12 protein-coding genes are annotated in these 13,051 nt (G+C 57.6%); 8 read left to right on the top strand and 4 right to left on the bottom strand.

Translation table 11 applies throughout. The annotated features are described in order from the left end of the window. Positions 1-42 precede the first annotated feature (42 nt). Together RAE19_RS00060 and RAE19_RS00055 are read right to left on the bottom strand one after the other, a co-directional pair. The gene (locus RAE19_RS00060; RefSeq protein WP_313873006.1) at positions 43-1,155 is read right to left on the bottom strand and encodes an enoyl-CoA hydratase/isomerase family protein; all 1,113 of its coding nucleotides are present in this window, start codon (positions 1,153-1,155) and stop codon (positions 43-45) included. After that, positions 1,152-1,919, bottom strand: coding sequence for a DMT family transporter (locus RAE19_RS00055; RefSeq protein WP_346432766.1), 768 nt, complete (start codon positions 1,917-1,919; stop codon positions 1,152-1,154). Before RAE19_RS00055 ends, RAE19_RS00060 begins: the two co-directional genes overlap by 4 nt. A 74-nt stretch (positions 1,920-1,993) precedes the next feature. Here RAE19_RS00055 and RAE19_RS00050 point away from each other — a divergent pair, with 74 nt between their 5' ends. The 4 genes from RAE19_RS00050 (at position 1,994) to RAE19_RS00035 (ending at position 6,406) form a co-directional block, all read left to right on the top strand. After that, positions 1,994-2,332 carry a hypothetical protein gene (locus RAE19_RS00050; protein ID WP_313873005.1) on the top strand — a complete coding sequence of 113 codons (339 nt, stop codon included), beginning with the start codon at positions 1,994-1,996 and terminating at the stop codon, positions 2,330-2,332. Continuing rightward, positions 2,332-2,679 carry an IS66 family insertion sequence element accessory protein TnpB gene (gene tnpB / locus RAE19_RS00045; protein ID WP_313873004.1) on the top strand — a complete coding sequence of 116 codons (348 nt, stop codon included), beginning with the start codon at positions 2,332-2,334 and terminating at the stop codon, positions 2,677-2,679. The genes RAE19_RS00050 and tnpB (RAE19_RS00045) overlap by 1 nt, the downstream gene beginning before the upstream one ends. Positions 2,680-2,748: 69 nt before the next feature. Then, the gene (tnpC, locus tag RAE19_RS00040; RefSeq protein ID WP_313872998.1) at positions 2,749-4,350 is read left to right on the top strand and encodes an IS66 family transposase; all 1,602 of its coding nucleotides are present in this window, start codon (positions 2,749-2,751) and stop codon (positions 4,348-4,350) included. 16 nt (positions 4,351-4,366) lie between these two features. Further along, a complete protein-coding gene (locus RAE19_RS00035) occupies positions 4,367-6,406 on the top strand; it encodes an HsdR family type I site-specific deoxyribonuclease (protein WP_313873003.1) in 2,040 nt (679 codons plus the stop codon). Here the strand turns inward: RAE19_RS00035 and istB are convergent. Both istB and istA read right to left on the bottom strand, forming a co-directional pair. Beyond that, complete coding sequence (istB, locus tag RAE19_RS00030) at positions 6,399-7,190, bottom strand: IS21-like element helper ATPase IstB (protein WP_313873002.1); 792 nt, start codon at positions 7,188-7,190, stop codon at positions 6,399-6,401. The genes RAE19_RS00035 and istB overlap by 8 nt on opposite strands. A 21-nt stretch (positions 7,191-7,211) precedes the next feature. Then, positions 7,212-8,756 carry an IS21 family transposase gene (istA, locus tag RAE19_RS00025; RefSeq protein WP_313876140.1) on the bottom strand — a complete coding sequence of 515 codons (1,545 nt, stop codon included), beginning with the start codon at positions 8,754-8,756 and terminating at the stop codon, positions 7,212-7,214. Positions 8,757-8,948: 192 nt separating this feature from the next. Here istA and RAE19_RS00020 point away from each other — a divergent pair, with 192 nt between their 5' ends. From RAE19_RS00020 to tnpC (RAE19_RS00005), 4 genes are all read left to right on the top strand, one after another. Beyond that, a complete protein-coding gene (locus tag RAE19_RS00020) occupies positions 8,949-9,872 on the top strand; it encodes a type I restriction endonuclease subunit R, EcoR124 family (protein ID WP_313873001.1) in 924 nt (307 codons plus the stop codon). 79 nt (positions 9,873-9,951) lie between these two features. Next, positions 9,952-11,039 (top strand): IS3 family transposase gene (locus tag RAE19_RS00015; protein ID WP_313873000.1). Its coding sequence is split into 2 segments (ribosomal slippage): positions 9,952-10,213 and positions 10,213-11,039, totalling 1,089 coding nucleotides; the frame shifts between segments, so codons are not numbered across the junction. 27 nt (positions 11,040-11,066) lie between these two features. Continuing rightward, a complete protein-coding gene (gene tnpB, locus RAE19_RS00010; RefSeq protein ID WP_313872999.1) occupies positions 11,067-11,351 on the top strand; it encodes an IS66 family insertion sequence element accessory protein TnpB in 285 nt (94 codons plus the stop codon). Between the two features lie 69 nt (positions 11,352-11,420). Further along, positions 11,421-13,022, top strand: coding sequence for an IS66 family transposase (tnpC, locus tag RAE19_RS00005; protein WP_313872998.1), 1,602 nt, complete (start codon positions 11,421-11,423; stop codon positions 13,020-13,022). The last annotated feature ends 29 nt before the right edge of the window (positions 13,023-13,051 follow it).

The following is a 13,051-nucleotide window of genomic DNA, read 5'->3' as shown; positions in this document are numbered from 1 at the left end:
GCTGTGCTACCGGTCTGACTTGTCGACGATAGCCTTAGAACATCAGGCCAGATGGCGCAAGGGATGCGCCGCAGCAGGCCAAGGGCTATCAAAGAACGGCTCGACCATCTCCGGTGTTACTTCTTCAATAGCAGCAGGTGACCAGCGTGGGTGGTGGTCTTTGTCAACCGCCAGGGCGCGAATGCCTTCCACTGTTTCACTGCTTGCGCCGCTACGCGCCAGATGGCGGGTCGTGAAGCAATGGCGGACCATGTCACGCTCCATGCGCAGCTCGTCAGCCAGACTCATGTCGCGCCCACGGCGGATCTGTTCCAGCACCACATGCAGCATCAATGGCGAGCGCTTGTGCAGCGTAGCGAGAGTCGCCCGCGCCCACTCTGAGCCATCTGAGTCCAGAGCCTGAACGATGGTCGACACATCCTTACCTGCAAAAATAGCATCAATCAGGGGCCTGGCGCTTATCGCACCTGCGCTTGTAGCTATAGAAAACGTAGCAACCCATTTGCCCAACGAGGCCGGTGACTGCCAATCGATCTGCGACAGTGCATCCCATGCGGAGGGTAGTGATGCAGACTCCATCATCACGTCGGCGAGGCCGGCAGCAACCGCACCCTCGCCGTCCAGCAGCTCACCCGTCAGTGCCAACCATTCACCGACACGCCCCGGGCAACGGCTTAAAAAGTAGCCCCCACCTACATCGGGGAAGAGGCCAATACCTGTTTCCGGCATCGCCATCTTGGTCCGCCCCGTCACGATACGGTGCGAAGCACCTTGGCTCACCCCCATGCCGCCACCTATCACGATTCCGTCCATAAAAGCGATGTAGGGCTTGGGGTAGGTGTGAATCAAGTGGTTCAGCGCGTACTCTTCGGTAAAAAAATCTTCGAGAGCAGGATCACCGGACAAAGCAGCGGTATGGAAAAAACGGATGTCCCCACCGGCACAGAACGCACCAAAAGGTCCCTCTTTGCCCATACCGCGTATAGCCACCGCATGCACCAACGGGTCGTCGCTCCAGCGCTTCAAGGCCGCTGTCAGCGCTCGCACCATGGGCAAGCTCAATGCATTCAAGGCTCGTGGCCGGTTCAGAGTCACCAAGCCCACGCCACCGCGAACCTCCGCCAACACCTCATCGCACTGCGAAAAATCTGTCATGTTCTTTGTCTCCATTCTATCCATTCATTGACAACCAGCGCACCTATGACCAGTGCACCTCCGGTCAACACGGCAGCACCCGGCTCTTCACCCGCGCCCCACCACGCTAACAGGATGCCGAAGATCACCTCCAGCAGCTGCAGCAATGATATTTCAGGGGCCTTCAGAATCTGGGCACAGCGCACACTCAACACACAAGGCACCGCCAGTTGAAACACGCCCAGAAAGCCGAGCAACAGGACATCATGGCCAGTCGCTTGCAACGGCAAGGCCAAGGGAAGGGTTGCCACGCAGGAAATCAGGCCCCCTGCCCACACCGCCGGCATCAGGTCCACATCGTGACCTTGATCGTGGGCATGTTGGGTCACCGTCCAATTGGTGGCGCCGGCTAGCGGCACACACAAGGCGACCAAGGTACCGGCCAGGGACACGCTCCCGAGCTGCGAGGCGTACATGTACACAATGCCTGCGCCCGCAACCCACACGGCCACCCACGTGCGTTTCGGAATCGTATGACCGATGAAGACTCGCGCAATGATCGCTGTCAGGAGCGGCCCCATGGACATGGTCACCAGCACGTTCCCCACAGTGGTGAGTGTGAGAGCCACCATAAAGGCGGTGAACATGACGCTCCAACACACTGCGCTGAGCCAAAAGCTGCGGCCCGCCGTCAAGGTGTTGCGAAACACTGCCTTGCCACTCATCCATGGCAACAAAAGACTCAATGACGCCACCGTAAAGAACGCGCGCCAGTAACCGGTCACTGTCCGGCGTTCTTGCGAACTGATTGCAGGTACCAAAGAATGCGCCCTGATCAACAAACAGGACGGGGTCGGATATGGAAGAGACGCAGAGCGTGCTCAGGCGTGCAGTGTTGAGTGAACAGACTTGGGCTGAGGTACTGGATCGTTTTGACCGCGCTGGATTGACGATAGATGAATTTTGCAGCCGCGAAGGCATCAGTCGCAGCAGCCTTGCTCGCCGACGCACGCTTAGGAATAAACAGAGGGGAATCGCGTCCCCGCTGCGAACGAACAAGGTAGCCCCCACCACCGTGCCGAAGGCGGCGTTCGTTGATCTGGGCGACCTTGCTGGAGTGCACGGCAGCGGCAATGGAGCCATGGAGTTACGCATCGAACTCGGCTCGGGCATGAGTTTGCATCTGGTACGCCGGTAATGTTCTTTCCCGAGGGCCGCATTCGCGTGTTCCTGTATGGCCAAGCTGCCGATATGCGCCAGTCCTACGACGGCTTGTACGCTCTGGCACGCCAGGGGTTTGAAGTGGATGTGCTGGCCGGACACATGTTTGTTTTCATCAACCGGCGGCAAACACAGATGAAGGTGCTGTACTTTGACCGCAGCGGCTGGTGCCTGTGGTGCAAGCGTTTGGAGAGCGGCAAGTTCTCCCGTAAAGGCGTTCAAGGCGGCAGTGGCGAGATCGACTGCACGGCGCTCAAACTGATGCTCGAAGGCATCGAAGTGCGCCGACGCCACAAACGCTACCAACACCCTGCGCGGAGGTGACGATGTGCCCATTTTCAATCCGGAGAAGCACTCTTTTGCTTTGTCCCTAAAGGCCGCAAGATAAGGCCCATGTCGATGCCCAATACCAGCACTCCCACATTTACCGTCGAAACGGTCATGGGGCTGTCGCCGCAGAGCATCGCGCAGACACTGCAAGCACAGGCCGCCAGCATCAGCGCGCTGGAGCAGCAGCTCGAATGGTTCAAACGCCAACTCTTTGGCAAGAAGAGCGAGCGCTTTGCACCCTTGCCCGATGCGCAGCAAATGCACCTGGGGCAACTCCTGGGCGACCTCCCTGCCACTGATGCGCCCGAAGCCGACTCCGACTCCAACACCATCCCTGCACACCAGCGACGCAAACCCCGCAGCAACTTTGCCGACGAGGGCACGCCCGCATCGTTCTTTGACGAAACCAAGGTGCCCGTGCACACCATCGAGCTGGCCAACCCCGAGACCAAAGACCTCTCGCCCGATCAGTACGAGGTTGTCAGCCAGAAGGTCAGCCACCGCTTGGCACAGCGCCCCGGTGCCTATGTGGTGCTGAAGTATGTGCGCTCTGTCATCAAGCGCCACGACACGCAAACCCTGCACTGTGCGGGCGCGCCAACAGGCATCATTGAGGGCAGCCGCGCTGACGTGAGCTTGCTCGCAGGCGTTGTTGTTGACAAGTTTGCCTGGCACATTCCGCTGTACCGGCAGCACCAGCGCCTGAGCCAAGCGGGCTTCAAACTCAGCCGGGCGTGGCTGACGCAACTGGCGCAAAAGACCATTTCCCTGCTGGAGCCGATTTACGACACGCAGCTCGAGTCGATCCGCAACAGCCGGGTCAAGGCAATGGACGAGACCCCCATCAAGGCCGGGCGCAGTGGGCCCGGCAAGATGAAGGCGGCCTACTTCTGGCCTGTGTACGGCGAACTCGATGAGGTGTGCTTTGCCTATTTCGAGTCGCGCCGCCACGAGCACGTACAGCAGGCATTGGGGCTGCCAGGGGCCACAGATGCCGTGTTGCTCACTGACGGCTATGAGGCCTATGCACGTTACGCTGCCAAGACCGGCATTACGCATGCCCAATGCTGGGCGCACTGCAGGCGTGGCTTCTTTGAAGCTCTAGGGGCCGAGCCACAGGCCGCTGGCCAGGCGCTGCAGCAAATTGGCGAGATTTACGCCCAGGAAGAAGCCATTCGTGAACGTGACCTCTACGGGGATGCCAAACGAGAGCACCGTCTAAGCCACAGCAAACCGCTGGTGCAGAACTTCTTTGAATGGGTGGATTTGCAGTTCGAGCGGCAAGGCTTCCTGCCCAGCAATCCGTTGACCAAGGCATTGGCCTATGCACGCGAGCGCCGCGCGCAACTGCAGGTGTTTCTGGGCGATGCGGATGTGGCCATGGATACGAACCATCTGGAACGCGCCTTGCGCGCGATACCAATGGGCAGGCGCAATTGGTTATTCTGCTGGACGGAGGTGGGCGCCAAGCGCGCGGGCATCATGCAGAGCCTGATCGTGACATGCCGTTTACATGACATTGACCCCTACACCTACCTGGTTGATGTCTTGCAACGCGTAGGCCACCACCCCGCCTCCAGAGTTTCAGAACTGACGCCTCGTCAATGGAAGCAGCACTTCGCCGAGAATCCATTGCGTTCACCATTACACGGTTTGGTAACGTAGGCAATAACGCCGGACAGTGACCGGTTACGATGCACTGCACTTTGGCAAAGAGGTGAGCCTAAAAATTTACGACCGTCACGAGATAGCCGCCGGGCAAAGCCGCTACCAAATAGTGCAGCAGCCACGCCATGCTCGGGGCTCGCCGCTGCTCAATGACCGGCGGGGCGACCTGGTGCTCCTCATCAGTGGCATGCCGGTGATTCACATTGAGCTCAAGAAAAGCGGCGTGGCGGTTAGCCAGGCCTACAACCAGATACAAAAATATTCGCGCGAGGGTATTTTTACGGGCATTTTTTCGCTCATCCAGATATTCGTGGCCATGGAGCCCGCCGAGGCGCTTTACTTTGCGAACCCAGGGCCAGATGGCAAGTTCAACAAAGACTACGCCTTTCACTGGGCGGACTTCAACAACGAGCCTGTCAACGACTGGAAGAGCTTTACGGCAAGCGTGCTGTCCATCCCCATGGCGCACCAGCTCATTGGCTTTTACACGGTGGCTGATGAGTCAGACGGCGTGCTCAAGGTGATGCGCAGCTACCAGTACTACGCTGCGCACGCCATTTCAGACAAAGTGGCCAAGACAGATTGGAAAAACCCCAACCGCCTGGGCGGCTACATCTGGCACACCACCGGCTCGGGCAAGACGATGACAAGTTTCAAGTCAGCGCAGCTCATCGCCAACTCCAAGGACGCAGACAAGGTCGTCTTTTTGCTGGACCGCGTAGAGCTAGGCACCCAAACGCTGCAGGCCTACCGCAGCTTCGCAGGCGATGGCAATGCGGTGCAGGCCACGGAATACACCGCCATGCTCATCAAGAAGCTCAAGAGCACGGACCCCGCTGACACCCTGATCGTTAGCTCCATCCAAAAGATGAGCAAGCTCAAGGACGAGGAGGATGGCCTCAAAGCGCATGATCTGGAAACCATGCGCGCCAAGCGCATTGTGTTCATCATTGATGAATGCCACCGCAATACCTTTGGCGACATGCTCATTGATATCAAAGAGAGCTTTTCGGGCGCGGTGTTTTTCGGTTTCAGCGGCACACCCATCCAGCGGGAGAACGTGCGCAAGGACAACACCACCACCGATGTCTTTGGCGATGAGTTGCACCGCTACAGCATTGCCGACGGTATACGCGACAAAAACGTACTGGGCTTTGACCCCTACCAAGTGCTGACCTACCGCGACCGCGATTTGCGACAGGCTGTCGCGCTGAGTAAAGCCAAAGCTGCAAATCCAGCGGAAGCCTTTGCAAATGCCAAAAAGAAAGCGGTTTTCAATAGTTACATGAACGATGTGCCCATGGCGGGGCACCGGGATGGTGCTGGCCTTTATCAACCCGGCATAGAAGACCACTTGCCCAACACCCAATACAGCCTCGCCGGGCACCACAACGCCGTGGTGCAAGACATTGCCGACAATTGGCTCACCCTGAGCCAAGGCAGTAAGTTCCACGCAATTTTTGCCACCAGCAGTGTGTCGGAGGCTATTGCCTACTACCGTCTGATAAAGGTGAAGTGCCCGCAGTTAAACATCACCGCGCTGTTTGATCCGCATATCAGCGATGAAGACGGTGGTGGCGATCCGGTGTTTAAAACCAATGGCCTGGTGGAGATTTTGCAAGACTACAACCAAGCGTATGGCCAAAAGTTTGACCTGGGCAGCCATGCCAATTTCAAGCAAGACCTTGCCGCGCGCCTTGCGCACAAGGTGCCCTACATTCGCATCGAGGCCGAGCCACACAAGAGGCTAGACCTGCTGATTGTTGTGAACCAGATGCTCACCGGCTTCGATTCGAAGTGGGTGAACACGCTCTACCTCGACAAGCTCTTGACGTATGAGAACATCATTCAGGCGTTTTCGCGCACGAACCGCCTCTTTGGGCCAGACAAGCCGTTTGGCACCATTCGCTACTACCGCAAGCCGCATACCATGAAGCGCAACGTGGCCGCTGTCACTTTGCGGCATATAGGAGCCAGTGATTTTCGGCATATAGAGACCAGCCGGAGGGTGTCTGACGGACATCACTCGGGTATGGATTTTGCCTTTATTTGACGTCTTTTTGTTGCGTTGAATTCTTTGTTTTTGTCGGCATGGTGGTCGGCATCTGGCGTGGCGCCCGATAGGACTGGCCATCAAGCACCAGGCAGTATGCGTTGTGACGTAAGCGGTCCAAGGTTGCGGATGCCAAGAGCGGGTTGACTGGGAATGCCTGATCCCATTCAGTAAAGTCCAGATTGCTGGTGACGATGGTGGCAGTGCGCTCGTAGCGCTCGGCAATGAGTTCATGCAGGTCTTCGTCGGCCGGCGCACGCAGAGGCTTGAGTCCGAAGTCATCAATGATGAGTACCGGAATGCGACTCAAGGTCTGCAGCTTGCGCTCGTAGGCGTTGGTGGCGCGCGCGGCGTGCAGTGACTGCGTGAGTGCCGAGCAGTTGGTAAACAGCACATCCACGCCCTGACGGATCGCACAATGGCCCAAGGCCTGCGCAAGATGACTCTTGCCGGTTCCACTAGGGCCAACAATCAATACCGGAGAACACTCCCGCACGTAGCGCCCGGTGGCCAGGTCATGCACCAGCGCGCGGTTGAGTTGGGGTAGCCGCTCGAAGTCAAACTGCTCCAGCGTTTTGGTGGAGCGGAACTGGGCCCGGCGCAGGCGGGTACTGAAACTGTTCTGCTCCCGGCGGGCCACTTCATCGCCCATCAGGATGGCCAGGAACTCCGTATAGGCCAACTTCGATTCAATCGCCTGGCGGTTTCTGGCGTCCAGCGAATCCAGAATACCGGACAAGCGCAACTGCTTGAGATGTGGAACGAGTTCGGGGATGGGTGTCATTTGGGATGGTCTCCTGGATAGTTAATGCAGCAAATCCTGCTGCGGGTTGTGGGTATCGGGGGTGAAGAGGCTTGCGGCGTCGCGGACAAACCGGGCCTTTGCATAGGTAGGCACGATGCTGTGATCAGGCATCGGTAGCCGGTCGGAATTACTGCTCAGGATGGTCTTGACAGTGCGGTAATACGGACTGTTGTGGGCCATGGCACGTCGGCAGGCGAGCTCAACACGCTGGGCGCTGTAGGTCTTTGCCAGACCAATCACACCCTGAGCTGCGCGCAATCGCTCCAGAATCCGGTCACTCAGTAGCCAGTCAATAACCTGCTGACAGTACGGTCCGATTTGCAGCGCTTGGGTACCCAGCCACTCGCGGTCACGGGCAAAGAAGAGTTGTGCCTCGGGTGGCAAGTGGTCTTTGGTCGTGAGGCGTTCACCGGGACGCTGTCCCCGCGCATGGGTTGCCACCAATCGGTAGTCATCAAACAAAGTCACGCAGTTATCGGTGGCACGTAGCCACAGCTCTTTGCCCACCAGCGCAAAGGGGGCGGAATACAGCTTGTAGTCAAACTTGACGTGGCAGTCGCGGTGCAGCGTCACGCACTGCCAAACGCCCAAGTCCGGCGCCTGCGGTGGAAGCGGCTTGAGCAAGGCCCGCTCCAGCGCAAACAAATCCATGGGCTGCTGGCGGGTGGTGCCGTGAATGCGCACACCGGCTTCCTGCAATACCCACGCCTGCGCCTGTGCATTAAGGTCCGCCAGATCACGGAATTCGCGGGTAGACAGGAAGTTACGCTTGACGTATTTGACGCCCGACTCCACGATACCCTTCTTCTGCGGATCGTGCGGCGGGCACGGGTCAATCTTGAATTCATAACCTTCAGCGCACTCGGCATAGGAGCGCTGCACCTGCGGGTCAAATCGGCAAGCCTTGATGATGGCGCACTTGGCGTTGTCGATGATCACGCGCTCGGGCACACCGCCAAACCACTCAAAGGCACGGCGGTGGCAGCCCAGCCATGTGGCCACCGTTTGGTCCCAGACGAATTCCACATACTGATGGCGGCTGTGACACAAGGTCATAACAAAGGCCCAGGTGCGCCTACGCTGTCCATCCGGATGCACCAAAAATGGCCCCGCGCCAAAGTCAACCTGAGCGGCTTCGCCGGGCTTGAAGCTCAGTCTCACAGTGAGATCGGTACGCGGCTGTGCCTTGGCAATGTCACGCATGATGCGATAGACAGAGGAGTAGCTGCCGCAGAACTGGTGCTCGCGCACCAACGCGGCATGAATGGCTACGCCCTCAACCCCGGCAGCCATCCAGCGCGCCACTTGTTCGCGCCATGGGTGGGCTTTGGAGACCGTGCTGGATGGGCGCTTGGCCGCTGCGCACAGACTCAGGGCAATAACTTCGGGTTCGGGCAGCGGCAGCTCAGCCTCCAACCAGCCCAAGCTGCGGGCGTGTTCGCGAAAGCTCGCCACCTTGACCCGGCCCATAAGGCCCAGACGCGCGATCTCGCGATCGCCGTCACCGGCGCGTAGTCTGATTAAAACGTTTCTGTATTCATGCATCTCGATCTTTCTGCGACCCATCCGTTACTCCTGAACAAAAAATTCAGAAGGTAACGACAGTTACGTCGCGTTCGAGATGCCCGTCCAATCCCCCGGCTGGCTCCTATATGACGAAAACCAAATGGCCTATATGTGCCGAAAACGCTCTGGCTCCTATGTGCCGAAAACCAATTGGCCTGTATGTGGTGAAAAGTGACAGCCGCTGCCGTAAAGCTGTATTCAGGCGACAAACCCATTGGCCTGTTTGCTGACCGCTTGCCCCACAATTTGGAGCGCGTGAATGCCAGCTTTGCGGAAATAAGCGCCATATTCAGCGCAGCAGGCATTCAAGATTTCATGAAGCTGCCAGACGACCTGACCGAGCGCGCCGCCTTTGCTAAGACCTTCCAAGAGTTCAACAAAGTGCTGGAGGCAGCCAAGATTCAGGGATTCAATTGGGAGCAGGCGATTTATGAGGGCGACGAGACAAACGAGACGGTAGCACTTGCACTGACCCAGCACCAATACCTGACTCTTTTGCAGCGTTACAAAGAACTTTCCGCAGGAGCTGAGGGCGGCGGTGGTGGCGAGAGCATTCCGTTCGAGATTGATAGTCACATTACTGAGATTGACACCGGCAAGATAGATGCTGACTACATGAACTCGCGCTTTGACAAATATCTTAAAGTCTTGCAAGGTGGCGATGTGCAAGCCAAAGAAGCCACCTTGGCCGAGTTGCACCGCTCGTTTTCATCGCTGTCCCAAGAAGAGCAAAAAATCGCAGAGATTTTCCTGCACGACATTCAGCGTGGCGACGTGCAGATAGACACGCACCGAACCTTCCGCGACTACTTGGCTGTCTATCAAGCCCATGCCAAGAATGTGCAAATCGACAAGCTGGTGGCTTTGGTGGGTGTAAATAAAGCAAAACTCGTCGCACTAATGAACACGCATGTAACGCCAGCCAATCTCAACGAATTTGGTCGCTTCGACGATCTGAAAGCAACCGTCGATCAGCAAAGGGCTAAAACATATTTCGAAGGCTTGGAAAGTAAGGCGCTACCCTTATTCAGGGTCAACATCAGAGCTGCGAAGCTCCTTCAGGATTTCATCATCCAAGGGGGGATTGTTGTCTAACTTTTCCTACGAGGCGTTGGTAATCCCCCCGATAAACCAAAGGACCGAGAAGTAGAATTTTCTAAGAAGGAAGTTCTACGTGAAGAAGTCGAGATTTACGGATAGCCAGATCATGGCTGCATTGAAGCGTGTTGAAGCCGGTTTGCCGGTTCCTGATATCTGTCGTGAGTTGGGGATCAGCACCGCCACGTTCTACAAGTGGCGTGCCAAGTTTGGTGGCATGGACACATCCATGATGGCCCGCATGAAGGAACTCGAAGACGAGAACCGGCGGCTTAAGAAGATGTATCTGGAAGAGAAACTCAAGGCCGAGATCGCCAACGAGTACCTCGCAAAAAAGTAAGCCTGCCGTCTCGCCGGCGCGAGATGGCCAAAGAAGTCGTGCAGCAGCGTGGGCTTGCCATACGGGTCGCCTGTTCCGTGTTCTCAATCAGCGAATCCTGCTACCGCTACGAGTCCAAGCAAAACGCTGAGAATGAACTCATCGCTGATTGGTTGATGCGGCTGACGGACAACCACCGCAACTGGGGCTTTGGCCTGTGCTACCTGTATCTGCGCAATGTGAAGAGTTTCGGGTGGAACCATAAACGCGTGTACCGCATCTATCGTGAGCTGGAGTTGAACCTACGTATCAAGCCTAGGAAGCGCTTGGTGCGTGAGAAGCCCGAGCCTTTGGCTGTGCCAGAGGCCATCAATCAGGTCTGGTCGATGGACTTCATGCACGACAAGCTGGAGGACGGCCGTAACCTGCGCTTGTTCAATGTCATCGACGACTTCAACCGTGAGGCGCTGGGCATTGAGGTGGACTTCTCGCTGCCGTCGGAGCGGGTGATCCGAGCATTGAAGCAGATCATTTCCTGGCGTGGCAAGCCGCAAGTGATTCGATGTGACAACGGGCCCGAGAACATCAGTGGCACCATCCAGAACTGGGCCGAGGAATGGGGCATCCGGTTTGAATATATCCAGCCGGGCAAGCCACAGCAGAATGCCTATGTCGAACGGTTTAACAGGACTGTTCGATACGAATGGCTATCCCAGTATTACTGGTCCAGTATTGAAGAAGTTCAGGACTTCGCCACGCAGTGGATGTGGTCCTACAATCACGACCGCCCGAATATGGCCCTGGGCGGTTTCACCCCAATGCAGCACTTGGCCATGGCTGCATAACCGTTCTACTTTTAGGTCCGGTGGAAATTGGGGGGATTACCGTACGCTCTGGCACGCCAGGGGTTTGAAGTGGATGTGCTGGCCGGACACATGTTTGTTTTCATCAACCGGCGGCAAACACAGATGAAGGTGCTGTACTTTGACCGCAGCGGCTGGTGCCTGTGGTGCAAGCGTTTGGAGAGCGGCAAGTTCTCCCGTAAAGGCGTTCAAGGCGGCAGTGGCGAGATCGACTGCACGGCGCTCAAACTGATGCTCGAAGGCATCGAAGTGCGCCGACGCCACAAACGCTACCAACACCCTGCGCGGAGGTGACGATGTGCCCATTTTCAATCCGGAGAAGCACTCTTTTGCTTTGTCCCTAAAGGCCGCAAGATAAGGCCCATGTCGATGCCCAATACCAGCACTCCCACATTTACCGTCGAAACGGTCATGGGGCTGTCGCCGCAGAGCATCGCGCAGACACTGCAAGCACAGGCCGCCAGCATCAGCGCGCTGGAGCAGCAGCTCGAATGGTTCAAACGCCAACTCTTTGGCAAGAAGAGCGAGCGCTTTGCACCCTTGCCCGATGCGCAGCAAATGCACCTGGGGCAACTCCTGGGCGACCTCCCTGCCACTGATGCGCCCGAAGCCGACTCCGACTCCAACACCATCCCTGCACACCAGCGACGCAAACCCCGCAGCAACTTTGCCGACGAGGGCACGCCCGCATCGTTCTTTGACGAAACCAAGGTGCCCGTGCACACCATCGAGCTGGCCAACCCCGAGACCAAAGACCTCTCGCCCGATCAGTACGAGGTTGTCAGCCAGAAGGTCAGCCACCGCTTGGCACAGCGCCCCGGTGCCTATGTGGTGCTGAAGTATGTGCGCTCTGTCATCAAGCGCCACGACACGCAAACCCTGCACTGTGCGGGCGCGCCAACAGGCATCATTGAGGGCAGCCGCGCTGACGTGAGCTTGCTCGCAGGCGTTGTTGTTGACAAGTTTGCCTGGCACATTCCGCTGTACCGGCAGCACCAGCGCCTGAGCCAAGCGGGCTTCAAACTCAGCCGGGCGTGGCTGACGCAACTGGCGCAAAAGACCATTTCCCTGCTGGAGCCGATTTACGACACGCAGCTCGAGTCGATCCGCAACAGCCGGGTCAAGGCAATGGACGAGACCCCCATCAAGGCCGGGCGCAGTGGGCCCGGCAAGATGAAGGCGGCCTACTTCTGGCCTGTGTACGGCGAACTCGATGAGGTGTGCTTTGCCTATTTCGAGTCGCGCCGCCACGAGCACGTACAGCAGGCATTGGGGCTGCCAGGGGCCACAGATGCCGTGTTGCTCACTGACGGCTATGAGGCCTATGCACGTTACGCTGCCAAGACCGGCATTACGCATGCCCAATGCTGGGCGCACTGCAGGCGTGGCTTCTTTGAAGCTCTAGGGGCCGAGCCACAGGCCGCTGGCCAGGCGCTGCAGCAAATTGGCGAGATTTACGCCCAGGAAGAAGCCATTCGTGAACGTGACCTCTACGGGGATGCCAAACGAGAGCACCGTCTAAGCCACAGCAAACCGCTGGTGCAGAACTTCTTTGAATGGGTGGATTTGCAGTTCGAGCGGCAAGGCTTCCTGCCCAGCAATCCGTTGACCAAGGCATTGGCCTATGCACGCGAGCGCCGCGCGCAACTGCAGGTGTTTCTGGGCGATGCGGATGTGGCCATGGATACGAACCATCTGGAACGCGCCTTGCGCGCGATACCAATGGGCAGGCGCAATTGGTTATTCTGCTGGACGGAGGTGGGCGCCAAGCGCGCGGGCATCATGCAGAGCCTGATCGTGACATGCCGTTTACATGACATTGACCCCTACACCTACCTGGTTGATGTCTTGCAACGCGTAGGCCACCACCCCGCCTCCAGAGTTTCAGAACTGACGCCTCGTCAATGGAAGCAGCACTTCGCCGAGAATCCATTGCGTTCACCATTACACGGTTTGGTAACGTAGGCAATAACGCCGGACAGTGACCGGTTACC

Origin of the sequence: Rhodoferax potami (assembly GCF_032193805.1) — a bacterium.
Classification (GTDB): domain Bacteria; phylum Pseudomonadota; class Gammaproteobacteria; order Burkholderiales; family Burkholderiaceae_C; genus Allorhodoferax; species Allorhodoferax potami_A.
The sequence above is the reverse complement of the archived record's forward strand: the minus strand, read 5'-3'. Positions and strand labels throughout refer to the sequence as shown.